Source organism: Xanthomonas sp. PPL134 (assembly GCF_040595915.1).
GTDB lineage: Bacteria > Pseudomonadota > Gammaproteobacteria > Xanthomonadales > Xanthomonadaceae > Xanthomonas_A > Xanthomonas_A indica.
The window spans coordinates 45,667-69,452 of the sequence record NZ_JAMDLL010000003.1 but is presented as its reverse complement, the minus strand read 5'-3'; the positions used below and the strand labels follow the sequence as shown (position 1 = coordinate 69,452).

Genomic DNA, 23,786 nt, shown 5'->3' with positions numbered 1-23,786 from the left:
CATGCCCAAGACCCTGCTCCATTCCGCCCTGTTCCTCGCCGGCCTCGCCGTGGTCTGCTGGATCGGCGTCGGCTATCTCGGCTCCAACCCGCTGGGCGCCGGCTTCGCCGCGCTGATCGGCCTCTGCTACCTGGCCGGCATCGCCGAGCTGTACCGCTACCGCCAGGCCACGCAGACCCTGCACGGCGCGCTGGCGCAAGCCGACGCCGCAAGCAGCGACCTGGGCGGCTGGCTGCAGCGCCTGCACCCCAGCCTGCGCAACGCGGTGCGCCTGCGCATCGAGGGCGAGCGCGCGGCCCTGCCGGTGCCGGCCTTGACCCCGTACCTGGTCGGCCTGCTGGTGCTGCTGGGCATGCTCGGCACCTTCCTGGGCATGATGGCCACCCTGCGCGGCACCGGCCTGGCGCTGGACAGCGCCACCGACCTGCAGGCCATCCGCGCCTCGCTGGCGGCGCCGCTGAAGGGCCTGGGCTTCGCCTTCGGCACCTCCATCGCCGGCGTGGCCACCTCGGCGATGCTCGGCCTGCTCGCCGCGCTGTGCCGGCGCGAGCGCCTGCAGGCGGTGCAGCAGTTGGACCTGCATGCGGCCACCGCGTTGCGCACGCATTCGCTGGCCTACCAGCGCAACGAGGCCTTCAAGCTGCTGCAGACCCAGGCCACGCTGATGCCCGGCCTGATCGAGCGCATGCAGACCATGATGGCGGCGCTGGAACAGCACAGCGCGGTCAGCGGCGAACGCCTGGCCAGCAGCCAGGACGCCTTCCACAGCCGGACCGAAGCCGCCTACACGCGCCTGGCCGGGGCCGTGGAACACGCCCTGCAGGCCGGCGTGGCCGCGCACGCGCGTGCGTTCGGCGATGCGCTGGAACCGGTGGTGCAGCGCACCCTCGACGGCGTGGCGCGCGAGACCGCCACGCTGCAGGACAGCGTCGGCCAGGCGGTGCAGCGACAACTGGACGGTCTGTCCAGCGGCTTCGCACAGGCCGCCGAGCAGGCCACCCAGCGCTGGGACAAGGCGCTGGCCGAGCAGCAACGCGCCAACGGCGCGCTGCTGCAGGAACTCGGCAGCGCGCTGCAACGCGCCGGCGACGGCCTGGAACAGCGCACCACCAGCCTGGTGGAGGCGACCGCGGCACGCCTGCAGGCCGCCAGCGACGACGCCAGGCAGGCCTGGGCCGAGGCCCTGACGCAGCAGCGCGCGGCCAACGACGGTCTCGCCGCGCGCCATGCGCAGGCGCTGGACACGGTGGCGACCCGCCTGGATGCCACCGCCGAGGCCGCACAACAGGCCTGGGGCGCGGCACTGACGCAGCAGCGTGAGGTCAACGAGACGCTCGCCACGCGCCACGCGCAGGCGCTGGACACCGTGGCGACCCGTCTGGACGCCACCGCCGAAGCCGCGCAGCAGGCCTGGAGCGCCGCGCTGGCGCAGCAACGCGACGTCAACGAGGCCCTCGCCGTGCGCAATGCGCAGGCGCTGGAGACCGTGGCGACGCGCCTGGACAGCACTGCCGAGGCCGCGCAACAGGCCTGGAGCGCGGCGCTGGCGCAGCAACGCGACGTCAACGAGGCCCTCGCCACGCGCAATGCGCAGGCGCTGGACACGGCCGCGGCCACCCTGGAACAGCGCGCCGCCGCGCTGGCCGAGACGCTGCAGCAGGCACACGCCGACCTGCAGCAGGCGCTGGAAGCGCGCGACCAGGCGCGCCTGCGCGCCTGGACCGACAGCTTCGCCAGCATGGCCGCCACCCTCGGCGGGCAGTGGGAGCACCACGGCGAGCGCATCGCGCAGCGCCAGCAGGAGATCTGCAGCACCCTGCAGGAGACCGCCGCGGCGATGTCGGAACAGAGCCAGGCGCAGGCGCGCGACACCATCGCCGAGATCGAGCGGCTGGTGCAGGTCGCCTCGGAAGCGCCGAAGGCGGCGGCCGACGTGGTCGCCGAACTGCGCCAGAAGCTCTCCGACAGCATGGTCCGCGACACCGCGATGCTGGACGAACGCAACCGCCTGCTGGCCACGTTGCAGACCCTGCTGGAGGCGGTCAACCACGCGTCCACCGAACAGCGCAGCGCGGTGGACGCCCTGGTCGCCACCTCGGCCGACCTGCTGGAGCGCGTCGGCAGCCGCTTCACCGACCGGATCGAAGCCGAGACCGGCAAGCTCGGCGACGCCGCCGCACAGGTCGTCGCCGGCGCCACCGAAGTGGCCAGCCTGGGCGACGCCTTCGCCGGTGCGGTGCAGGCCTTCGGCGAATCGAATACGGCGCTGCTGGAACGCCTGCAGGGCATCGAACAGGCGCTGGACAAGTCGCTGGCGCGCAGCGATGAGCAATTGGCGTACTACGTGGCGCAGGCGCGCGAAGTGATCGACCTGAGCATGCTCTCGCAGCAGCAGATCACCGAAGAGCTGCGCCAGCTCGCCGCGCGCCAGGCGCCCGACCAGGCCGACGCGGCATGAGCGACGAGCTGGAACTCGAGGCCGACAGCGGCGCGCCGGTCTGGGCGGTGTTCGGCGACCTGATGTCGGTGCTGCTCGGCGCCTTCGTGCTGATCCTGATCGGGGTGATCGGCGTGCAGCTGCAGTTGGCGAACAAGCTGGACGCGGAAATGCGTGAGCACCAGCGCGAAGCGCAACAGCGCAAGACCCTGGAACAGGCGCTGGCGGTCCCGCTGGCGGCGGGCCGGGTGACTCTGGTCGACGGCCGCATCGGCATCCGCGGCAACGTGCTGTTCGCGTTGAACTCGGATCAGTTGCAGCCGGAGGGCCGCGACCTGCTGAAGAGCCTGGCCGCGCCGCTGGCCGGCTACCTCAAGGCCCGCGACGAGATCCTGATGGTCAGCGGCTTCACCGACGACCGCCAGGTGCGCGAGAGCAACCGCCAGTTCGCCGACAACTGGGAACTGTCGGCCGAGCGTGCGCTGACCGTGACCCGCGCGCTGATCGAGGCCGGCGTACCGGCCGATGCGGTCTTCGCCGCGGCCTTCGGCGCGCAGCAGCCAGTGGCGCCGAACGTGGACGAGGCCGGACGCGCCAGCAACCGCCGCGTGGAGATGGCACCATTGCCGCGCATGCGCAAGCGCCCCGCGACACCGCATGCGCCCTGATCCAATCGCCGCCGCCGACCGTCTTGCCGCCTGGCGCGCACAGCATGCCGAGCGGCTGGACCCGCTGCGTTTCCGCTTCCTTGAGGCGCTGGTACGCCGCACCGAGGCGCAGCAGGGCAAGGCGCGGGAACTGCTGGAGCAGAAGCTGTCCGCTCTGCTCGACGCCTACGCGGCCGCGCTGGCCGCAGCGCCGCCGGACACTGGCGATACCGCCGACGCCGCGGCGCTCTCGGCCCAGCCGAGTCCGCTGGGCGCACTGCTGGCGGAACATCGTTCGGCTGCCAGCACCAGCACCAGCAACGTTGCCACCGAATCCGACGCCGCGCCCGGCCTGGGCGCCGACACCGGCACGGGGACCACCACCACCGAGCCGCTCACAGCGGCAGCGTCGCCAGCTGACGCAGCGCCGTCGTCCGCAACGGCGCCGGCGCGCCTCGTCGCGCCACAGTTGCCCGCGGTCGAAGACGCGCGCCGGCTGTGGACCGAACTGCGCAGCCGCAGCCAGTTGCGGCAGTCGCTGCAACCGGCACCCGCCGACGCCGGTCCGCTGAACTCCGGCGTGCTGGTGCATCGCGCACTGACGCTGATGCGCACGCTCTCGCCCGGCTATCTGCAGCACTTCCTGTCCTATGTCGACGCGCTGTCCTGGCTGCAGCAACTGCAGGAGGCTGGCGCACTGGCGACGCCGCAAAAATCCGGCAGCACCGCCGGCAAACCTGCGACGCCGCGCAGCAGGCCGCGCAAGCGCGGTTGAGCACCTCGCCAATGCACGTAACGCCGACAGCGTCGTGGCAGGAGCGGCTTTAGCTGCGACGGGCGTTACAGGGAACGGCGGTCGCGGCTGAAGCCGCTCCTACGAGATCCACTTTCCCTCATACGTCACATCCGCACAGGCAAGAAAAAGGCCGGCATACGCCGGCCTTTTCCGTCTTCCATCGCGGGATCGGCTTACAGCGCCTTCGCCGCCGCCACCACGTGCTCGGCGGTGATCTGGAAGTGCTTGTACAGCACGTTCGCCGGCGCCGAGGCGCCGAAGCTGTCGATGCCGACCACGGCGCCGTCCAGGCCCACGTAGGCGCGCCAGAAGGCAGTGACACCGGCTTCCACCGCCACGCGCTTGCGCACGGACGACGGCAGCACCGACTCGCGGTAAGCGGCGTCCTGGCGATCGAACACGTCGGTGCACGGCATCGACACCACGCGGGTCTTCAGGCCCGCAGCATCCAGCGCCTGCTTGGCTTCCACCGCCAGGCCGACTTCCGAGCCGGTGCCGATCAGGATCACGTCGGGCGTGCCGCCCTCGGCATCGGCCAGTACGTAGCCGCCGCGCTCGATCTGCTTGATCTGCTCGGCGCTGCGCGGCTGGTGCGGCAGGTTCTGGCGGCTGAACACCAGGCAGCTCGGGCCATCCTTGCGGGTGATCGCGACCTTCCAGCTCACCGCCGACTCCACCGTGTCGCAGGGGCGCCACACGTCGTTGTTGGGGATGTAGCGCAGCGACGCCAGGTGTTCCACCGGCTGATGGGTCGGGCCATCCTCGCCCAGACCGATCGAATCGTGGGTGTAGACGTGGATCGCATGCGCCGGGATCAGCGCGCTCATGCGCACGCCGTTGCGCGCGTAGTCGCTGAACACCAGGAAGGTGGCGTCGAACGGGATGAAGCCGCCGTGCAGCGCCAGGCCGTTGGCGATGGCGGTCATGCCGAACTCGCGCACGCCGTAGTACACGTAGTTGGCGTTCGGATCGTCGGTGGCGACCGACTTGCTGGCCTTCCACAGGGTCAGGTTGGAATGCGCCAGGTCGGCCGAACCGCCGACCAGCTCCGGCAGCAGCGGCGCGAACGCCTCGATCGCCATCTGCGACGCCTTGCGCGAGGCGATGGTCTGGCCTTCGGCGGCCTGCTTGGCGATGTAGGCGTCGGCCTGGGCGAGGAAGTCTTCCGGCAGCTCGCCATGCGAGCGGCGGGTCAGTTCCGCGGCTTCGGCCGGGTACTGCTTGGCGTACTTGTCGAAGGCCTGCTCCCACTCGGCCTGGCGCAGCGTGCCCGCACCACCGGCGCGCCAGCCGTCGTAGATCGCCTGCGGGATCTCGAACGGCGCATACGGCCAGTTCAGCGCCTTGCGCGCGCCTTCCAGCTCTTCCTTGCCCAGCGCGGCGCCGTGCGAGGATTCCTTGCCGGCCTTGGTCGGCGCACCGAAGCCGATGGTGGTGCGGCAGCAGATCAGGGTCGGCTTCTCGCTCTCGGCGATCGCGGCCTCGATCGCGGCCTTGACCGCGTCGGCATCCTGGCCGTCGACATCGCGGATCACGTGCCAGTTATAGGCCTCGAACCGGGCCGGAGTGTTGTCGCTGAACCAGCCGGCGGTGTTGCCGTCGATGGAGATATGGTTGTTGTCCCAGAACGCGACCAGCTTGCCCAGGCCCCAGGTGCCGGCCAGCGACGCGGCTTCATGCGACACGCCTTCCATCATGCAGCCGTCGCCCATGAACACCCAGGTACGGTGGTCGACGATCTGGTGCTCGGGGCGGTTGTAGCGCTGCGCCAGCAACTTCTCGGCCAGCGCGAAACCGACCGCGTTGGCAAAGCCCTGACCCAGCGGACCGGTGGTGGTCTCCACCCCCGGGGTCTCGCTGCGCTCGGGGTGGCCGGCGGTCTTGCTGTGCAGCTGACGGAAGCGCTTGAGCTCCTCGATCGGCAGGTCGTAGCCGGACAGGTGCAACAGCGCGTACTGCAGCATCGAGCCATGGCCGTTGGACAGCACGAAGCGGTCGCGATTGAACCAGTGCGGGTTGTTCGGATTGTGGCTGAGGAAGTCGTTCCACAGCACTTCGGCGATGTCGGCCATGCCCATCGGCATGCCGGGGTGGCCGGAATTGGCGGCCTCGACCGCATCGGCGGCAAGGAAACGGATCGCGTTGGCGAGTTCGCGGCGGGTAGGCGTCGTCATGAGGGATCTGTCGGAAGCGGGCGCGTGGCGTCGGGCCCACTATTGTCCCACAGGCTGGGATTGGGGATTGGGGATTGGGGATTGGGGATTGGGGATTGGGGATTGGGGATTGGGGATTGGGGATTGGGGATTGGGGATTCGGGATTCGGGATTCGTAGCGTCACCGGCTGTAGGCCCCGGATGGCGTAGAAGCGGCTTCAACCGCAACGGGCGTTTTCCGGGATGGTCCATCGCGGCTGAGGCCGCTACAACGCGCGGCCTGTCAGGCCGCGACGCTGCGGCCCTTACCAATCCCGAATCCCTAATTCCCGCCATCCTCGCCCTTGGCCACCAGCGTGGTCAGGGCCAGGTCGCCGGTCACGTTCAGCGCGGTGCGGCACATGTCCAGGAAATGGTTGACGCCCAGGATCATGCCGATGCCGACCGGGTCGACGCCGACCATCGCGCAGATCAGCGCCACCACCGGCAGCGAGCCGGATGGCACGCCGGCAGTGCCGATGCCGCCGAGGATGCACACCAGCATCACCATGCATTGCTGCGCGATGCTCAGTTCCACGCCGAAGAACTGCGCCAGGAAGATCACCGTCACCCCCTCGAACAGCGCGGTGCCGTTCTGGTTGGCGGTGGCGCCGACGGTCAGCACGAAACGCGAGACCTTGTGCGGCAGCCCCATCTGATCGGCCACGCGCAGCGCGGTCGGCAGGGTGGCGTTGCTGGACGCGGTGGAGAACGCCATCACCGTCGCTTCGCGGGTAGAGCGGAAGAACCACAGCGGCGAGCGTCCGGCCAGGCGCACCGCCACGCCGTAGCTCACCACCATGTGCAGGCCCAGCGCCAGCACCACCACGCCCACATAGGCGCCCAGCCGCACCAGCAGCTCGAAGCCGAACAGTGCCGCCAGGTTGAACATGAAGCAGGCCACCGCATACGGCGCCAGGCGGATCACCAGGCCGATCAGGGTCATCGAGATCTCGAACACGCCCTCGATGCCGCGGCGCAGCGTCGCCACCTTGGCGTCGTCGCTGAGCACCATGCCCACGCCGAACATCACCGCGAAGAACATCAGCGACAGGATCGCGCCGTTGCTGGAGGCGGCCGCGACCACGTTGTCGGGCACGATCGACAACAGCATGTCCATGCCGTGCGGCTGGTGCTTGCTCTGGTCGACGATCTGCGCCGTCCGCTCCACGTTCTGCTGCAGCAACTGCTGCGCCAGCTCGCGATCCACGCCGATGCCGGGCTTGAGCACGTTGACCAGCACCAGGCCGAGCAGCACCGCCACCCCGGACAGCACCACCGTATAGCCCAGCGTCTTCCAGCCGATCCGGCCGAGCGCACGGATGTCGCCCATCTCCGAAATGCCCATCACCAGCGCCGAGAACAGCAGCGGCACGATCAGCATGAAGATCAGGTTGAGGAACAGCTTGGAGAACGGCGTGGTGAGGTACTTGGTCAGCGCCTGCACCCACGCCGCATCGCCGCCCACGCTCATATGCACCGCCAGGCCCAGCACCAGCCCGAGGACGAAGCCGATCGCCATTTTCCAGTGCAACGGCATGCCGGTTTCGGCCTTCACGGGAGTGTCGGTCATGGTGTGCGCCTTGCAAGGAGGAACACCCAGCTTAACAAACCATGAGCAAGCGTCGACATCTCGCCGCTGGTGCGAGTCCTATGGCAAGGCGCCGTCGATAGACGTAGTGGCGACAAAAAACTTGATGGACAGGTTGGCCAGCCATGACTGCGTCTGCACCAAGGCGTATGGCCGGGCGTCAACCTCCTGTGCCCTGGGTGAGACACGAATGGCGCGAAGCTGGATCCGCGCCATTCGCTCGATCACGCCATCGGCATCGTGTTGCAGCTATGGCCGCGTCCGCCGCCGGTCTTCCGTTAAGCACCTGAGAAATCGGCGGCAGCACCATCGATCACGCTGCGTCGCTGAGAACGATCAGCGTTACGCGCATAACACCAGGAACTCACGCGTCGCGCGGATACAACGGCGGCAAATCATCCTTGTCTTGCTTGCGCGGCGCAGCGCGCCAACGCGGCCCGGCCCAGAACGCCTGGCGCAACGCGGCGCGCGCACCGCTCACATCGCCGCCACCGCCCCAGCGCGCGTGCTGCATGCGCAGCACCGCCTCGCGCTGTGCCGGATCGTCCAGACGCTGCACGACCGTATCCAGGTCGGCGACGCCCGCCTGTGCGCACAGGATCGCCGCGACCTCGTCCAGTCCGCCGCTGTCCAGGGCCTTGCGCAACGCCGGCAGCGCGGCGCGGGCGCTTGCAGGCGCCGATGGCGTGCCAGGCGCAGCGTTGGGCGCCGTCGACGGCAGCGCGGCCGCGCCGCGCGGGCGGCGCGCGCGACGCCAGGCCCAGACCAGGGTCGCCAGCCATAGCACCGCAAAGCCCGCGGCCAATGCCATCCACAGCGGCAACGAAGCGAGCCGTCCACGCAGCGTGTGCGTCGGCGCCACCGCGTTGTCCGGCGATACCACGCTCAGCGTCGGCGCCGTCGGACTGACCGGCGCCGGCGCCGGCGCAGGCACGCCTTGCCCAGGCTGCACCTGCAGGGTCAGGTCCGGCAGGCTGGCCTCGCGCGCGGCCCCGGCGCCGACATCCCACCAGGGCATGCGCAGGCCGCGCACCAGCAACGGGCCCGCCGCCTGCGGCACGATCGAGTAGCGGCGGGTGACGGTCACCTGCGGGCCGCCGTCGACGAAGCGTTCCTGCACCTGCGGCGGCTCGGCGAACACCTGCGCGCCATCGACGCTGGGCGTGGGCAGTTCGGGGAACTGGGCCTGGGTGGCGCCGCGTGCGGTGGCCTCGACCACGATGTCGGCCGCTTCGCCGGCCTTGGCGCGCTGCGGCGTGGCGGTATAGCGCAGGCGCAATTCGTGCAGCGGCAGCCATGGCTGCGGCGCATTGGCCGGCTGCGCGCGCACCTGCAGGGTCTGCGCGGTACCGCGCGCATTGAGTTCGCCACCGCGGCCGAAGTAGTCGTCAAAGAAACCGGTGGGGCCACGCCCGCTGAAACGCGCGCCCGGCAACAGCAGCGGTCCGCTGCGTTCGGGGACCAGCAGGTAATGCCGCTCGACCACGGTGTACATGCGTCCGTCGATCTGGCGGCGGTTCTGGATATCGTCGCCGACGCGCTGCAACGACGCGCCCGCCGGTGCGTCCAGGTCCAGTTCGCCGGAACTCAGCGGCACGCCGAGATACAGCCGCACCACTACGCCCACGCTCTGCTGCACATAGGGCTGCGCGTCGTCGACGACGGTCTGCACGAACACATCGGCGTTGCCCACCTGCGCCGGCACATCGGCGTTGGCGTTGGCGGTGGCGGGCGCCGCGGCGCTGGCTGCGCCCACCTCCAACCGCAATGGCGCGGTGCGCTCGTTGCCGACCTGCAGCGACGGGATCTCCAGCGTACCGGTGCTGCGCGGGGTCAGGATCACGCCGAACAGGGACTTCGCCGAGACCGCACCGTTGACGATCTGCATCTGCCGGCTCTTGACCTCGTTGCTGAGCGCGAAATCCGCGCGCAGCGGCGTGTAGTCCGGGGTCGCCGTGGCTTGATCGGTCTCGATGTTGAGGGTCACGCCCTCGCCGGCGCCGACGTTGTCGCGATCCAGCCACGCACGCGTGGCGGCGCCTGCCGGCAGCGCCAGCAGCAGCGCGGCCAACGCCATCAGCACCGCGCCGACGCGCCCCCGCTGACCGAATCGCTTGAAGTGGATCATGGTTCCTGTTCCCGCTGCCTGCGTTCGTGTTCCAGCCTGAATTTGGCGCGCAGCAGATTGCCCGGATCGTCCGGTACCCGCCGCAACCACGCCTCCACCGCCTGGCGCTGCTCGCGCTGCTGCGGCGTCTCGTTCGCGGCGGCAGCCGCGCGTTCCGCGGCCTGCTTGTCGGTGCCGCCCTGCTGCGCCATCGCCTGCTGCATCTGCTGGCGCTGCGCCGCATCGGCCTGCTGTTGCGCCTGCGCATCGCCGGGCTTCGGTGGCGCCTGTTGCGCGTCCTTGGCGCCTTCGCGCCCCCGCTGGCCGTCGCGCTGCTTGCCGTTCTGTTGCTGGCCGCCCTGCGCTTGCTGCTGGTCCTTCTGCTGACCATTCTGCTGCTGGCCCGACTGCTGCTGGCCCGACTGCTGCTGTCCGTTCTGTTGCTGTCCGCTCTGTTGCTGACCGTTCTTCTGCTGCTGGCCGTCCTTGCCCTGCTGGCCGGACTTGGAGTTCTGCGACGACTGACGCTTGCGCGCGGCCTCCACCGCGGCGCGGTTCGCGATCGCATCGGCCATCTGCGGATGCAGCTTCAGCGCCTTGTCGTACGCGTCGATCGCCTCGTCGTAACGGCCCTGGCGCGCCAGCGCATTGCCGAGGTTGTACCATCCGGCATCGTTGTCGATGCCTTCGAACTGCTGTTGGGCGGCGGCGAAATCGCCCTTGCGATACGCCTGCACGCCGGCGTCCAGCCGCTGCTGGCGGACCTGGTCGGCACGTTCCCACCATCCACCTGCAACAGGACCGGACGCCTGCGTCTGTGCCTGTGGCGCCTTCGACGCCTGCGCCTGCGCCTGCGCATGGACCGGTAGCGGCATCGCCAGCGGCGCCAGCACCAGCAGCAGCACCGCGGCGCCACCACGGCGGCGGAACGCGAGCAATGCCAGCAGCATCAGTGGCGGCAGCAACCAATAGCCTTGATCGAGCCACACGCGGCCATGGCTTTCGTCGGCGGCCGTGGCGTCCGCTTCCTGCGGCCGCAACACGCCCAGCGCGCGCAGGTCGCTATCGTCGGGCGTCAACGCGGCATAGCGCCCCGCGCCGGCCGTGGCCAGCGCACGCAGCGAGCCGGCATCCAGTCGCGCGTGCGCCAGCCGGCCCTGGTCGTCGCGGTAGGCAGCGCCCTGCGCGGTGCCCAATCCCAGCGCGGACACGTGATAGCCCTGCCCGGCCGCACGCGCCGCCGCCTGCTGCGCCTGCGCATCGGCCTGATCGCTGAGCACCAGGATGTCGCCGCGGGAGAAACCGGCCTGGCGCAGCAACTGCGCTGCCCAGTCGATCGCCAGGTCGGTCCGCTGCCCCGCCACCGGCATCACCTGCGGCGACAGCGCGTCGAGGAACAGGCCCACGTTCGCCGCGTCGTCGGTCAGCGGCGCCACCGTGTACGGCTCGCCGGCATACGCCAGTAGCGCCACTTCGCCGCCGGCGCGCTCGTGCAGCAGCCGCGCCAGCTTGGCCCGCGCCTGCAACAGCCGCGACGGCGGCAGGTCGCGCGCATCGATCCGCGCGGACAGATCCAGCGCGATCACCAACGGCGTGCGCGCCTGCCACAGCGGCTGCTGTTCCTGGCGCCAGCTCGGCCCGGACAGCGCCAGCACGGCGAGCGCATAGCCCAGTGCACCCAGCAACAGGCCGGCGCGGCCCTTGGCATCGCCGCGCGCCAGCAGGTGCGGCAGCAGGTGCGGGTCCACCGTGCGCCGCCAGATGTCGCGGCGCCGGCGCCGACGCCACCAGCTCCAACCCAGCAACGGCAGCAACAGCAACGCCCACAGCCACTCCGGACGCAACAGGTGCAGGGCCTGGAGGAACTCCATCACGCGGGTCATTGCCGCCTCCAGGGCCAGATGAAGGACAGCAACGCCAGGGCCAAGGCCGCGCCCAGCGGCCAGGCGTAGCGTTCGATCCGCGGCCGCACCGCCGGGCCGGCAGACCGTACCGGCTCGAGCCGGTCCAGCTCGGCGTAGATCGAGGCCAGCTCGGCAGTGTCGCGGGCGCGGAAGAAGCGCCCACCGGTGTCCTGCGCGATCTTGCGCAGCGTGTCCTCGTCGACCTGATCGTCGCCGCCGCTCCCGGGGATCGGCAGGCCGAACAGGGACATGCCGCCATCGCCACCGAAGGCGATGGTATAGACGCGCACGTGTTCGGCCTTGGCCAGTTCGGCGGCCTTCAGCGGGTCGAGCACGCCGGCGGTGTTGACGCCGTCGGTGAGCACGATCAGTACGCGCTCGCCCTGCTTCTGCTCGCGCAGGCGCTTGACCGCCAGCGCGATCGCATCGCCCAGCGCGGTCTCGCGACCGGCCAGGCCGACCACGCTGTCGCGCAACTGGTCGCGCACCGTGGCCAGGTCCGCGGTCAGCGGAGTCAGCGCATACGCCTGCTGGCCGAACACCAGCAGGCCGATGCGGTCGCCGTCGCGGCGGTCGAGGAAATCGGCCAGCACCGCCTTGGCCGCGGTCAAACGATCGACCACACGCCCGCCCAGCGTCATGTCCGGCTCGCTCATGCTGCCGGACAGATCCACCGCCAGCATCAGTTGTCGGGCCTGCTGCGGCGGCGCGATGGGCTCGCCCAGTTGCAGCGGCCGCGCCGCCGCTGCGCACAGGCAGAACCAGGCCAGCCATGCCAGCCACACGCTGGCGCGCCACAGCCCACCGCGCACCGGCGCGGCGGCCACGGCCTGCAGGCGCTCGCCATAGGGCACGCGCAAGGCCGGCGCATTGCCGCGGCGTGCCGGCAGCAGCAGGTTGGCCAGCAAGGGCAGCGGCATCGCCAGCCACATCCAGGGCCAGGCGAAGCCGGCCACCAGGTCGCTGAGGCTCTGCCACGACGACGGCAACAGGCTCATCGCCGTCCTCCACGTCGCGTCGCCATCAGCACCAGGAACCGGCGCCGCGCCAGCGGCAGCAACGCCTGCACCTGTGCCGGGTCCACGCTGGGCCGATAACCGCCATCGAGCAGCACACGGCCCGGGCCGGCTGAGAACGCCTGGCGCTTGTCGCCACCGTCCAGGAACCGCAGCCAGTCCTCGCCCTGCAACGTCGCGGCGGCCGGATCGTGGCGTTGTGCCGCACGCCGCAACAACTCCGAGACCGCGGCCACCTGCGCCGGCGGTTCGCCCGCGCGCGTTGCCGCGTCGAACTGGCGGTGCCAGCGCTGCACGCGCTGGCGCCGGCGTATCCACACGAACAGCACCGCGGCGATCGCCAGCAGCAGCACTGCCGCCAGCATCCACCAGCCCGGTGCGGGCGGCCACCAGGCTGGCGCCGGCGGCAGATGCACATCGCGCAGGGGCAGTTGCTGCGGACTCATGCCATCGCCCCTTGCGACACCGGCAGCAACCACGATTCGCTGGGCGCGTCGCTCAGCAGCACCCGCACCTGCACGCCACGGCCCGGCAGTTCCGCAGCCAGGGTTTCCAGCGGCTGCACGAACTGCGCGCGCCAGCGCTGCTGCGCGGTGCTCGCCAGCAGATCCACTTCCACGCGGCGGCCGCCGGCCCAGAACGGCAGGGCTGCGCGCGGCGGCTGCACTTCCAGCGGATCGGCGAGCAGCAACAACTCGACGTCGTTGTGCAGCGCCAGTCCGGCCCAGCGCGCGGCGGGTACCGCCTGGGCGCTGGCCGGATCGGCCAGCACGGTCAGGCGCGATCCTGGGCGCAGCAACTTGGCCGCATGATCCAGGGCCATGCCCAGGCCGGCGTCGTCCTGCGGCGGCTGCGCATACCAGCGCGCCAGCGCATCGAGCACACGCAGCACCCCGCGCGGTCCGGAGGCGGGCGGCACCGGCGCTTCGCTGCGGCTGCCGCGCAGGGCGGCCAGGCGATCGCCCTGACGCTGCGCCGCCCATGCGGCCACTGCCCCGGCACGCGCCGCCTGCACCGACTTGAAGCGGACGCGCGTACCGAAATAGAGCGACGGCGCGGTATCGGCCACGATCAGGCTGAGCCGCTCGCGCTCGGCCTGGAACAATTTGGTGTGGGTACGGCCGCTGCGCGCGGTCAGCCGCCAGTCGATGTGGCGGACGTCGTCGCCCACCACGTATTCGCGCGATTCGGCGTACTCCATGCCACGCCCGCGCATCGGCGATGGCGCGGCGCCGCTGAGGCCGTGACGGCCACGGCGCGGCGCTGGCACTCGTGCGACGGCCGCGCGCAGCGCCACCAGTTCGGTCAGGCTCGGGCGGACGCCCGCCTCGGCCGGCGCGGCGGCCTGTGGTATGCCCGGCGCGGTCGGCTGCGGTGTCATCGTCGTTACTCCGTGCGAAGGCGGACGACCGTCAGCCCTGCATCAGGGCGGGCGTACCTGCACCCGGTCACGGCGGCGGCACCTTGTCCAGCAGCGCGGCGACCAGGCGATCGCCGTCCCAGCCTTCGGCGGTGGCTTCGTAGCTGGGCAACACGCGGTGGCGCAGCACGTCGGCAGCGACCGCGCGCACATCGTCGGGCGTGACGAAATCGCGTCCGGCCAGCCAGGCCCGGGCGCGCGCGCAACGCTCCAGCGCGATCGAGCCGCGCGGACTCGCGCCCCAGGCGATGCGCCGCGCCAACGCGGCGTCGTAACCGCTGGCGTCGCGCGAGGCCAGCACCAGTTCGATCAGATAACGCTCCAGCGGCGGCGCCATGTGCAGCGCCAGCACCGCACGGCGTGCGGCGAACACATCTTCCAGCGGCATGCGCGACGGCGGCGCCTCCCCCGCCTCCAGCGTCTCGCGCGCGCGCTCGCGCGCCAAGCGCAGGATCTCCGCTTCCGCCGCTGCTTCCGGATAACCGATCCGCACATGCATCAGGAAGCGGTCCAACTGCGCCTCCGGCAACGGGAAGGTCCCTTCCTGCTCGATCGGGTTCTGCGTCGCCATGACCAGGAACAGCTTCGGCAGCGCATAGGTATGCCGGCCGACGGTGACCTGGCGCTCACCCATCGCTTCGAGCAGCGCCGATTGCACTTTGGCTGGCGCTCGGTTGATCTCGTCGGCAAGCAGGATCGGATGGAAGATCGGCCCGGGCAGGAACTCGAAGCGGCTTTCCTGCGGACGCCACACCTCGGTACCGGTGAGGTCGGCCGGGAGCAGGTCCGGCGTGAACTGCACGCGGGCGAAGTCCGCTTCCAGGCGCGAGGCCAGGGCGCGAATCGCCGTGGTCTTGGCCAGACCGGGCGCGCCTTCGACCAATAGATGGCCGTCGGCGAGCAGCGCGATCAGCAAGCGTTCCACCAGCGCCGATTGGCCGACGATGGTCTGGGACAGGCCGTCGCGCAGGGCGACGAACGCGGCGTGCAGGCGCTGCTGCTCGGGCGCGGCCGGCGGGGAATCAAGGGGCGAGGAGGACGTGTTCATTTGCGCAGTCTGACCGATCACCGGTGAAAATGGTTCCGCGCGCGGCCGCCGCCGCGTGCTGTGAATTCAGGATTTCCTCATCCATGCGGCGTAAACGACGACGGGAGAGGCCTGCGCCTCTCCCGTCGGAGGATCCCGCCAGTCCGCACCGGTCAGCCGGCGCGCTTGGCCACGCGCATCACCTTCGGGGTCACGAAGATCAGCAGTTCGGCCTTGCTCTTGCTGCGGCCACGCTGCTTGAACAGATTGCCCAGGAAAGGCACGTCGCCCAGGAACGGTACCTTGGAGACGCTGCTGCGATCGGTGAACTCGTACACGCCGCCGATCACCACGGTCTGCCCGTCGTCGACCAGCACCGCGGTGTTGATTTCGCGGCGATTGATTTCCGGCACCGTGCCGTAGTTCTGCAGGGTGACGTAGCGTTCCACCTCGTCCTTCTTGACGTTCATGTTCAAGAAGATGCGGTTGTCGTCGGTGATGGTCGGGGTCACCTTCAGTTCCAGCAGCACTTCCTTGAACTGCACGTTCGGCGTGGCGGCAGTGCCGCCGGTACCACCGGTGATGGTGACGTAGCCGATTTCCTTACCCTGCTTGATCACCGCCTCGCGCTGGTTGGAGGTCACGATGCGCGGGTTGGAGATCACTTCGCCACGTCCCTCTTCCTGCAGCGCCGACAACTCCATGTCCAGCGAGAAGTTGGCGCCCAGCAAGGTGTAGGCGATGGCGCCCGGCGTGCCGGTGGTGAAGGTACCGGCGGGCATATTGAAGTTCAGGCCACCGGGGATGTTGTGCACGTTGTTGTTGATGATCGACGTGTTGTTGGCCAGGTTGCCACTGACCACGCCGGTATTGCCGCCGTACTGCCGGCGGCCGGCGATGCCGAAGCGCGCGCCCAGGTCGCGGGCGAAGGTATCGGTGGCGATGACGATGCGTCCCTCGATCAGCACCTGGTCGACCGGGCGGTCGATCACGTTGATCAGCTCGCGCATCTGCGCGACCTTCTTCGGGATGTCGCTGATCATCAGCGTGTTGGTGCGCTCGTCGGCGACGATGCGCCCGCGCGGCGACAGGAAGCCGTTGTCGTTCTGGCTGTTGCCGTTGCTGCCGCCATTTCCACCGCCACCACCGCCGCCACCACCGATGCCCTTGGCCTCGGTCAGCGCCTTGAAGATCGCCGTGGCGCTGTGATAGTTGATCTGCACGTAGTCGGTGATCAGGTCCTCGCGGTTCTCGATCGCGATGCGCGCGTCTTCCTTGTCCTGTTCGAACTTGGCCAGTTCCTGCTGCGGCGCGACCCAGATCACCTTGCCGTCGCGGCGCTTGTCCAGGCCCTTGGCGCGCAGCACGATGTCCAGCGCCTGGTCCCACGGCACGTTGACCAGGCGCAGGGTGACGCTGCCCTGCACGGTGTCGGACGCGACGATATTGAGATTGGATTCCTCGGCGATCAGCTGCAGCACCGTGCGCACCGGCACGTCCTGGAAGTTGAAGGTCACCGGCTTGCCGCTGTAGCCGCGCTCGGCCACCTGCGCGGCGGCCTGGCTGACCGTGGCCGCGGTGACCGCGCCGACGGCCGGCGCAGCGGCGCGCGGGGTGATCTCGACCACGTACTCGTTGCCCGACTGGTAGGCCAGCGACTCGAACGGGCCGTTGGTGCTCAGCGTCAGCTGCGCGCCGCCCGCATAGGGCTTGGCATCGATGCGCTGCACCGGGGTGGCGAAGTCGGTGACGTTGAGCGGCCGCTGCAGCTCCGGCGGCAGCATGGCATTGCCGACGTCGACCACCACGTTGTTGCCCTGCGTGCGCAGGTCCGGGCTGGCGCCGGCGCCGTTGAAGGACAGGATCAGCCGCCCCGCACCGCCGTCGCCGCGCTTGAAGTCGACCTTCGACACCGTGAGCTTGGCCGGCGTCGCCGCCGCTGCAGCAGGCGTGGCCGCAGGCGCAGTGGCCGGTGCCGCGCTGGCGACGAACGCGTTCCCGAGCATCGCCGCCAGCCCCAACGCGCATAGCCGCATCGTCGCGTGGCGCCGGATGGGGCGCAGGCTCAGGGCTTTGGAAAAAGTCATCGTGCTATCCCCATAATCAATCATTGATCGTCCAGCGCGACGGAGGCGGGACGTTCCAACCAGCCGCCGGCGCCATCCGGCACCAGTTCAATCAAATCGATGCGATCCTCGTGCACCCCGGTCACGCGGCCATCGCTCTGCCCCATGTACACGCCGGGACGCACGCGGTAGGTCACCTTGTCCGGCGCCATCACCAACGCGACCTGGCCCGCGCCACTCCCCAGCGTGCCGACCATGTTGAGGCTGTCCAGCGGGAACTGCTCCAGCGGCTCCTTGCGGCGGTTCGGGTCCGGGCGCAGGCCGCTGCTGCCGTCGGGGCTGGCCCAGGCATCGCTGAACGGATCGCGCAGGCCCTGCGCCGCATACTCGAAGGTTTCGAACTGCTGCATCACCGGCAGCGGCTCCAGCGGCTGCGCCGGCCGCGCGCGCACTTCCTTCACCCAGTTCTCCAGGTTCGGCGCATCGCCAGGCGTGCTGGTGATGCTGCGGCCGCACGCGCCGAGCACGAGCGCCAGCGCGCCCGCGGCGAGCATCCTGACAATCCGCTGCTGCCGGCTCATGCGCCACCGCCTTGCTTGCCCGCCTTCTTCGCGGCCTGCTCCTGTTCTTCCATTTCCTTGTCGTCCAGGTAGCGATAGGTCTTGACCGTCCCGGACAGTTCCAGTTCGCCGCGCGCGGTGATGCCGTTGCTCTTGTCGCGCGGCTTCAGGTTGATGTCGTGCATGGTCAGGATCACCACCCGCGGCAGCGACGCCACGCCGCTGACGAAGGCACCGAACTGGTGGTAGCTGCCGACCATGCGCAGGGCGATCGGCTTCTCCGCGTAGAACTCCTTCGGCGATTCCGGACCCGGCTGGAACAACTCGTTGGTCAGGCCGCTGGACAGCGCGGTCTGCGAGATGTCGATGATCAGGTCGGGCATCTCGGTCTTGCTCGGCAGCTGCCGCAGCATCTGCTGCAGCACCTGCTCCATCTGCACCAACTGCTGCTTGAGCGGCTGCAGGTTCACCGCGCGGCTCTGTTCCTTCTCGAAGGTGGCGCGCAGCTCGGTTTCCTTCTGTTCCAGCCCTTCCAGCTCGTCGCTCTTGCTGCTGATCAGCAGGAACCACGACATGGCCAGGATGAACAGCGTCACCAGCACGCAGAACACGATCTTGGCCTGCTGCGGCCAGTTGCCGATGTTGTTGAAATCCAGCTCTTTGATGTTGAATTTCTTGCTCATGACGCCGGTCCCTGTTGCGCTGGCGTGGCGGCGGGCGTCGGCGCGGCGGCCGGTGCCGGTGCGGCGGAACTGCCCGCGGCAGGTGCAGGCGCCGGCGCACCCGGCGTCTGCGCGGGCGGCGTGCCAGGCGCGCCACCCGCGGGCGCGGCGCCTGGGGTCGCGGGCGCGGCGGAGCCGGCCGGCACGGTCGCGTCGGCCGCCGGGTCGGTGCTCTCACCCGGCACCGGCAGCTTGACCCGCAGCGTGAACACGTACGGCAGCGCCTTGGTGTCGACGATCGGCCCCTTGGCGTCCTTCTCCTGGGCCTTGGCCTCGATCACGGTCAGTTCCGGATTGGTCATCCAGCCAGAGCCTTCGAGGTTGCGCATGTAGGTACTGACCCGCGCGTTGGACTGCGAGCGGCCTTCCAGGGTCAGCATGTCGCCTTCCTGCTTCACCGAAGTCAGCACCACGCCATCGGGAATGGTCCGCACCAGCGAGTCGAACAGATGCACCATCTGCGAGCGCTTGGCCTGCAGTTCCTCGATGACCTGCTTGCGCGCCAGCAGCCGGCGCTTCTTCTCGTCGAGGGTGTCGATTTCCTTGTTCTGCGCCTGGACCTTCTCGATCTCGGTCTGCAGATAGGCGTTGCGTTCGTTCTGGCCGCTGATCTGCAGGTCGTAGTAGAACCAGATCAGGCCCGCCAGCAGCACCCCGGCGAATGCGGCCAGGCCAAGCATCGAATAGAACTCGCGTTCGCGCTGCTTGCGCCGTTCCGCCCGCCAGGGCAGCAGATTGATCTTCGCCATCAGTCGAAGCTCCTCAGCGCCAGGCCGGTGGCGATCATCAGCGCCGGCGCATCCTGGGCCAGCGCATGCGCCTGGACCTTCGGGCCCAAGGTCATCTGCGCCAATGGGTTGGCGACCACCGTGGCCACGCCCAGTTGCTCCTCCACCATCTCCGGCAGCCCGGCCAGGGCGGCGCAACCGCCGGCCAGGACGATGTGGTCGACCCGGTTGAATTCGCTGCCGGCGTAGAAGAACTGCAGCAGGCGGCTGATCTGCTGCACCGTGGCTTCCTTGAACGGTTCCAGCACCTCGACCTCGTAGCTCTCCGGCAGCCCGCCCTGGCGCTTGGCCATGCCGGCTTCCTCGTAGGTCAGGCCGTAGCGGCGCATCACTTCGTCGGTCAGCTGCTTGCCGCCGAACACCTGCTCGCGGCTGTACAGGCTGCGCCCGCCGCGCAGGACGTTGAGGGTGGTCATGGTGGCACCGATGTCGACCAGGGCGACGATGCCGTCGGCGGCCACCGGCAGCTCGCTGGCCACCAGCGCGAAGGCGTTCTCGACCGCGAAGGCCTCCACGTCCATCACCTTGGCCACCAGGCCGCCCAGTTCCAGGGCCGACTGGCGCAGTTCCACGTTCTCCGAGCGCGAGGCGGCCAGCAGCACCTGCACCATCTCGGGGTTGTTGGGGATGACGCCCAGCACCTCGAAATCCAGGTTCACTTCGTCGATCGGGTAAGGGATGTAGTTCACCGCCTCCAGCTCGACCTGGGCTTCCAGTTCGCTCTCGTCCAGGTCGGCCGGCATCGGGATCACCTTGGTGATCACCGCCGAACCGGCCACGGCGGCCGCGGCATGCTTGGCGCGGGTGCCGGAACGGGTGACGGCGCGGCGGATCGCCTCGCCCACCGCCTCGACCTCGACGATGTTCTTTTCGACCACGGCATTGGGCGGCAAGGGTTCCACGGCGTAATGCTCGACGCGGAACCGGTTGCCGTTACGCGAAAGCTGCAGCAGCTTGACCGCGGTCGAACTGATATCGATGCCGATCAGCGGTTGCTGACTCTTTGGGATAAGCCCCACGGATTTTCCCCTGCCGGCGGGCACTTGGACGCCAATGTTGCGCCAGCGCATTAATAACAAATTTTTTGCAATTGGCAACCGCCCGGTTGCATACCGCGATCCGTGTCACGGCATGACCTGCGGCAGCAAACCCGTCGCATCCCCGGAACCGGCCCCAGCCGTTCCCCGGCGTACTCTATACTCTGCGCCCAAGAAATCTGCAATCGGAATCTCTCGCGATGCCCCGTTTTCGTCGTTGGCTGCGCTGGGCGCTGGTCACGTTCGTCCTCCTTGGCCTGGTCGGCGCCGCCGTGGCAGGCGGGCTGTACTATGTCGTTTCCTCCAAGCTCCCGGACGTGCAGACCCTGCGCAAGGTCGAACTGCAGGAGCCCATGTACGTCTACTCCAGCGACGGCAAGCTGATGGCGCTGTTCGGCGAGACCCGGCGCTACCCCATCACCATGAAGGACGTGCCGGAGCGGCTGAAGCAGGCCTTCCTGGCCACCGAGGACGCCCGTTTCTACGAGCACGGCGGCGTCGACTACAAGGGCATCGCCCGCGCGGTGTGGCTGCTGGCCACCACCAACGACAAGCGCGTGCCGGGCGGCTCCACCATCACCCAGCAGGTGGCCCGCCAGTTCTTCCTGAGCTCGGAGTACAGCTACACCCGCAAGCTGGCGGAGATCCTGCTGGCGCGCAAGATCGAGGCCGAGCTGAGCAAGGACGAGATCTTCGAGCTGTATCTCAACAAGAGTTTCTTCGGCAACCGCGCCTACGGCATCGCCGCCGCCGCCGAGTACTACTACGGCAAGAAACTCAACGAGCTGAGCCTGGACGAGATGGCCTCGCTGGCCGGCATCCCCAAGTTCCCCTCCAGCGGCAACCCGATCAGCAATCCCGAGCGCGCCAAGCAGCGCCGCGACAACTACGTGCTCAGCCGCATGGCCGCGCTGGGCTTCATCACCCCGGCCGAGGCCGAGGCGGCCAAGGCGGTGCCGATGCACGCCGCGCCGCATGAGCGCCCGGTCGAGGTCGAGGCGCCGTACGTGGCCGAACTGGTGCGCCAGGAGATGATCGCGCGCTTCGGCGGCGACGTGCTGGACAAGGGCTACCACGTCTATACCAGCATCGACTCGACTCTGCAGACCGCCGCCAACCATGCGGTACGCGAGGGCCTGGTCGTCTACGATCGCCGCCACGGCTGGCACGGGGTGGAGAAGCATTTCGACGTGCCCGCCAATGCCGATGCGGCGGCGCTGGCCAGCCACCTGAGCGGCGTCTACGTGCAGGGCGGGATGCTGCCGAGCATCGTCGCCAGCACCGGCAGCGACGGCAGCGCCACCGTGGTGCTCGCCAACAGGACCGAGCTGGTGCTGCCGGTGGCCGCCAGCCGCTGGACCGGGCGCAGCCCGGCCACCCTGCTCAAGCGCGGCGACCTGGTGCGCATCCAGGCCGGCGACAAGCCGGGCGAATGGGAGATCACCCAGATCCCGCGCGGCCAGGCCGCCCTGGTCTCGCTGGACGCCAACAACGGCGCGCTGCGCGCCATGGTCGGCGGCTTCAGCTATGCCGGCAACAAGTTCAACCGCGCCACCCAGGCGCGCCGCCAGCCCGGCTCCAGCTTCAAGCCGTTCCTGTACGCGGCCTCGTTCGAGAAAGGCTTCAATCCGGCCTCGATCGTGCTCGACGCGCCGGTGGTGTTCCGCGACCGCCGCGGCAAGACCTGGTCGCCGCAGAACGACGGCGGCGGCTTCCGCGGCCCGATGCGTCTGCGGGAGGCGCTGGTGCAGTCGCGCAACCTGGTCTCGGTGCGCCTGCTGGACGCCATCGGCGTGGACTTCGCACGCAAGTACATCAGCCAGTTCGGCTTCCAGGAAGCCGAGCTGCCGCCGAACCTGTCGATGTCGCTGGGCACCGCCTCGCTGACCCCGCTGTCGGTGGCACGTGGCTATACCGTGTTCGCCAACGGCGGCTCGCTGGTCAACACCTGGATCATCGACAAGGTCACCGACCGCGACGGCAAGGTGCTGTTCCAGGAGCATCCGCTGACCGCGTGCCGCAGTTGCGGCAGCGTCGGCGGCAATGCCGCGCCGGTCAGCCAGGTGGTGGACGGCTTCAACTTCGGCGCGGCCACGCCGCCGCCGGCGGCCAAGCCGGCCGCGACCGCCGCCACGCCGGCCGCGGACGAAAAGACCCCGGCCACCGACCCGGAGGCCAAGGTCGCACCACGCGCCATCGACGAGCGCACCGCCTATCAATTGGTGTCGATGATGCGCGACGTGGTCCAGCGCGGCACCGGCACGCCGGCCAAGGTGCTCGGCCGCGAGGACGTCGGCGGCAAGACCGGCTCCACCAACGACCATCGCGACGCCTGGTTCTCCGGCTTCGGCGGCCCGTACGTGACCACGGTGTGGGTCGGCCGCGACGACTACCGCTCGCTCGGCTACCGCGAGTACGGCGGCAAGGCGGCGCTGCCGATCTGGATCGACTACATGCGGGTGGCGCTGAAGGACCAGCCGATCGCCCGCAACGACCCGCCGGCCGGCATGGTCCAGGTCACCCTCAACGGCGCCACCGAGTGGGTCAAGACCGAGGACATGGACCGCATCCAGCAGCAGTTCGACGAAAGCCTGCAGGACCAGAAGACCGACGACGCGGCATTCGACATCTTCTGATCGCGCCACTCTCCTAGCCCCGGCGCTGGCCGGGGCAGATGCCGCCGGGCGCGCCTCGCCCGACGGACGCCGCAGCAGGCAGCGCAGCCGGCTACACCCGAATTTCGCAAGGCTGCGGTACAGTCGGGGCAGGCTTTGAGGGGAGGCGCTCCATGCACCACGCTCGGCAACATGCCAGGACCCGCACGCACGAACGCCGGCGCCGGCTGGCGCACGAAGCCGCCCGCCTGATGGCCGAGGGCGGCATCCGCGACTTCCACCAGGCCAAGCTCAAGGCCGCCGACCGGCTCGGCATCCACGACGATGCCTCGCTGCCGCGCAACAGCGAGATCGAGGACGCACTGCGCGAATACCAGCGGCTGTTCGCCGGTCCGGACCATGCCGGTGAGCTGCGGCGACGGCGCGAGGCCGCGCTGCGCGCGATGGACTTCCTGCACGCGTTCGCGCCGCGTCTGGCTGGCCCGGTGCACGACGGCACCGCCGACGCCAACAGCCCGGTGCAACTGCACCTGCACAGCGACGATGCCGAGGCGGTGGCGCGCTTCCTCGAAGAGCACCGCATCCCGGCCGAGTTGCGCAGCCGTCGCCTGCGCCTGGACCGCGAGCGCAGCGAGGACTTCCCGGTGTGGCTGTTCACCGCCGAGGAACTGACCTTCGACCTGACCGTGCTGCCCTACGACGCGCTGCGCCAGGCGCCGTTGTCGCAGGTGGACGAAAAGCCGATGCGGCGCGCCTCGATGCCGCAACTGCGGCAGCTGCTGACCGAGCAGGACATCGCCGACTACCAATACGGCTGAGCCCGGCAGCGCCGCGGCCGTGGCGGGCGGCGCGCCAGGCACG

The 23,786-nt window shown here is 69.6% G+C and carries 18 protein-coding genes; 5 read left to right on the top strand and 13 right to left on the bottom strand.

What is annotated here, in order from left to right; all coding sequences use genetic code 11:
• Position 1: 1 nt before the first annotated feature.
• The 3 genes from M3U25_RS08245 to M3U25_RS08235 are packed head-to-tail and all read left to right on the top strand — an operon-like array spanning position 2 to position 3,859.
• The gene (locus M3U25_RS08245) at positions 2-2,458 is read left to right on the top strand and encodes a DUF802 domain-containing protein (protein WP_355498538.1); all 2,457 of its coding nucleotides are present in this window, start codon (positions 2-4) and stop codon (positions 2,456-2,458) included.
• The gene (locus M3U25_RS08240) at positions 2,455-3,105 is read left to right on the top strand and encodes an OmpA family protein (protein ID WP_355498541.1); all 651 of its coding nucleotides are present in this window, start codon (positions 2,455-2,457) and stop codon (positions 3,103-3,105) included. Before M3U25_RS08245 ends, M3U25_RS08240 begins: the two co-directional genes overlap by 4 nt.
• A complete protein-coding gene (locus tag M3U25_RS08235; protein WP_355498544.1) occupies positions 3,095-3,859 on the top strand; it encodes a DUF2894 domain-containing protein in 765 nt (254 codons plus the stop codon). Before M3U25_RS08240 ends, M3U25_RS08235 begins: the two co-directional genes overlap by 11 nt.
• A 194-nt stretch (positions 3,860-4,053) precedes the next feature.
• Here the strand turns inward: M3U25_RS08235 and tkt are convergent, their stop codons facing one another.
• The 13 genes from tkt to M3U25_RS08170 form a co-directional block, all read right to left on the bottom strand.
• The gene (gene tkt / locus M3U25_RS08230; protein WP_355498546.1) at positions 4,054-6,054 is read right to left on the bottom strand and encodes a transketolase; all 2,001 of its coding nucleotides are present in this window, start codon (positions 6,052-6,054) and stop codon (positions 4,054-4,056) included.
• A 301-nt stretch (positions 6,055-6,355) separates the two neighbouring features.
• Positions 6,356-7,645, bottom strand: coding sequence for a dicarboxylate/amino acid:cation symporter (locus M3U25_RS08225; RefSeq protein ID WP_160947509.1), 1,290 nt, complete (start codon positions 7,643-7,645; stop codon positions 6,356-6,358).
• A gap of 382 nt (positions 7,646-8,027) precedes the next feature.
• Positions 8,028-9,791 (bottom strand): BatD family protein, encoded by a 1,764-nt coding sequence (locus tag M3U25_RS08220; RefSeq protein WP_355503713.1) that lies wholly within the window; start codon positions 9,789-9,791, stop codon positions 8,028-8,030.
• Positions 9,788-11,653, bottom strand: a complete 1,866-nt coding sequence (locus tag M3U25_RS08215; protein ID WP_355503715.1) for a tetratricopeptide repeat protein — start codon at positions 11,651-11,653, stop codon at positions 9,788-9,790. Before M3U25_RS08215 ends, M3U25_RS08220 begins: the two co-directional genes overlap by 4 nt.
• Complete coding sequence (locus M3U25_RS08210) at positions 11,650-12,672, bottom strand: VWA domain-containing protein (protein WP_242160581.1); 1,023 nt, start codon at positions 12,670-12,672, stop codon at positions 11,650-11,652. The genes M3U25_RS08215 and M3U25_RS08210 overlap by 4 nt, the downstream gene beginning before the upstream one ends.
• A complete protein-coding gene (locus M3U25_RS08205) occupies positions 12,669-13,136 on the bottom strand; it encodes a DUF4381 domain-containing protein (RefSeq protein ID WP_355503717.1) in 468 nt (155 codons plus the stop codon). Before M3U25_RS08205 ends, M3U25_RS08210 begins: the two co-directional genes overlap by 4 nt.
• The gene (locus M3U25_RS08200) at positions 13,133-14,071 is read right to left on the bottom strand and encodes a DUF58 domain-containing protein (RefSeq protein ID WP_355503719.1); all 939 of its coding nucleotides are present in this window, start codon (positions 14,069-14,071) and stop codon (positions 13,133-13,135) included. The genes M3U25_RS08205 and M3U25_RS08200 overlap by 4 nt, the downstream gene beginning before the upstream one ends.
• Positions 14,072-14,138: 67 nt before the next feature.
• Entirely contained in the window at positions 14,139-15,158 is a 1,020-nt protein-coding gene (locus M3U25_RS08195; protein ID WP_242160578.1) for a MoxR family ATPase, read from the bottom strand.
• A 152-nt stretch (positions 15,159-15,310) separates the two neighbouring features.
• Complete coding sequence (locus M3U25_RS08190; protein WP_355503721.1) at positions 15,311-17,224, bottom strand: type IV pilus secretin PilQ family protein; 1,914 nt, start codon at positions 17,222-17,224, stop codon at positions 15,311-15,313.
• Between the two features lie 20 nt (positions 17,225-17,244).
• Entirely contained in the window at positions 17,245-17,784 is a 540-nt protein-coding gene (locus tag M3U25_RS08185; protein WP_355503723.1) for a pilus assembly protein PilP, read from the bottom strand.
• Entirely contained in the window at positions 17,781-18,446 is a 666-nt protein-coding gene (locus M3U25_RS08180; protein WP_242160575.1) for a type 4a pilus biogenesis protein PilO, read from the bottom strand. Before M3U25_RS08180 ends, M3U25_RS08185 begins: the two co-directional genes overlap by 4 nt.
• A complete protein-coding gene (locus M3U25_RS08175; protein ID WP_242160574.1) occupies positions 18,443-19,234 on the bottom strand; it encodes a PilN domain-containing protein in 792 nt (263 codons plus the stop codon). Before M3U25_RS08175 ends, M3U25_RS08180 begins: the two co-directional genes overlap by 4 nt.
• Positions 19,234-20,292, bottom strand: a complete 1,059-nt coding sequence (locus tag M3U25_RS08170; protein WP_343242790.1) for a pilus assembly protein PilM — start codon at positions 20,290-20,292, stop codon at positions 19,234-19,236. The genes M3U25_RS08175 and M3U25_RS08170 overlap by 1 nt, the downstream gene beginning before the upstream one ends.
• Before the next feature lie 218 nt (positions 20,293-20,510).
• Here M3U25_RS08170 and M3U25_RS08165 point away from each other — a divergent pair, with 218 nt between their 5' ends.
• Both M3U25_RS08165 and M3U25_RS08160 read left to right on the top strand, forming a co-directional pair.
• Positions 20,511-22,946 carry a penicillin-binding protein 1A gene (locus M3U25_RS08165; protein WP_355503727.1) on the top strand — a complete coding sequence of 812 codons (2,436 nt, stop codon included), beginning with the start codon at positions 20,511-20,513 and terminating at the stop codon, positions 22,944-22,946.
• Positions 22,947-23,098: 152 nt separating this feature from the next.
• The gene (locus M3U25_RS08160; protein WP_010341535.1) at positions 23,099-23,743 is read left to right on the top strand and encodes a hypothetical protein; all 645 of its coding nucleotides are present in this window, start codon (positions 23,099-23,101) and stop codon (positions 23,741-23,743) included.
• Positions 23,744-23,786: the final 43 nt, after the last annotated feature.

What these genes read in the sequence shown, in the direction of transcription:
- M3U25_RS08245 (WP_355498538.1), top strand. Translation starts at nt 2, where the DNA reads ATGCCCAAGACCCTGCTCCATTCCGCCCTGTTCCTCGCCGGCCTCGCC.
- M3U25_RS08240 (WP_355498541.1), top strand. Translation starts at nt 2,455, where the DNA reads ATGAGCGACGAGCTGGAACTCGAGGCCGACAGCGGCGCGCCGGTCTGG.
- M3U25_RS08235 (WP_355498544.1), top strand. Translation starts at nt 3,095, where the DNA reads ATGCGCCCTGATCCAATCGCCGCCGCCGACCGTCTTGCCGCCTGGCGC.
- tkt (WP_355498546.1), bottom strand. Translation starts at nt 6,054, where the DNA reads ATGACGACGCCTACCCGCCGCGAACTCGCCAACGCGATCCGTTTCCTT.
- M3U25_RS08225 (WP_160947509.1), bottom strand. Translation starts at nt 7,645, where the DNA reads ATGACCGACACTCCCGTGAAGGCCGAAACCGGCATGCCGTTGCACTGG.
- M3U25_RS08220 (WP_355503713.1), bottom strand. Translation starts at nt 9,791, where the DNA reads ATGATCCACTTCAAGCGATTCGGTCAGCGGGGGCGCGTCGGCGCGGTG.
- M3U25_RS08215 (WP_355503715.1), bottom strand. Translation starts at nt 11,653, where the DNA reads ATGACCCGCGTGATGGAGTTCCTCCAGGCCCTGCACCTGTTGCGTCCG.
- M3U25_RS08210 (WP_242160581.1), bottom strand. Translation starts at nt 12,672, where the DNA reads ATGAGCCTGTTGCCGTCGTCGTGGCAGAGCCTCAGCGACCTGGTGGCC.
- M3U25_RS08205 (WP_355503717.1), bottom strand. Translation starts at nt 13,136, where the DNA reads ATGAGTCCGCAGCAACTGCCCCTGCGCGATGTGCATCTGCCGCCGGCG.
- M3U25_RS08200 (WP_355503719.1), bottom strand. Translation starts at nt 14,071, where the DNA reads ATGACACCGCAGCCGACCGCGCCGGGCATACCACAGGCCGCCGCGCCG.
- M3U25_RS08195 (WP_242160578.1), bottom strand. Translation starts at nt 15,158, where the DNA reads ATGAACACGTCCTCCTCGCCCCTTGATTCCCCGCCGGCCGCGCCCGAG.
- M3U25_RS08190 (WP_355503721.1), bottom strand. Translation starts at nt 17,224, where the DNA reads ATGACTTTTTCCAAAGCCCTGAGCCTGCGCCCCATCCGGCGCCACGCG.
- M3U25_RS08185 (WP_355503723.1), bottom strand. Translation starts at nt 17,784, where the DNA reads ATGAGCCGGCAGCAGCGGATTGTCAGGATGCTCGCCGCGGGCGCGCTG.
- M3U25_RS08180 (WP_242160575.1), bottom strand. Translation starts at nt 18,446, where the DNA reads ATGAGCAAGAAATTCAACATCAAAGAGCTGGATTTCAACAACATCGGC.
- M3U25_RS08175 (WP_242160574.1), bottom strand. Translation starts at nt 19,234, where the DNA reads ATGGCGAAGATCAATCTGCTGCCCTGGCGGGCGGAACGGCGCAAGCAG.
- M3U25_RS08165 (WP_355503727.1), top strand. Translation starts at nt 20,511, where the DNA reads ATGCCCCGTTTTCGTCGTTGGCTGCGCTGGGCGCTGGTCACGTTCGTC.
- M3U25_RS08160 (WP_010341535.1), top strand. Translation starts at nt 23,099, where the DNA reads ATGCACCACGCTCGGCAACATGCCAGGACCCGCACGCACGAACGCCGG.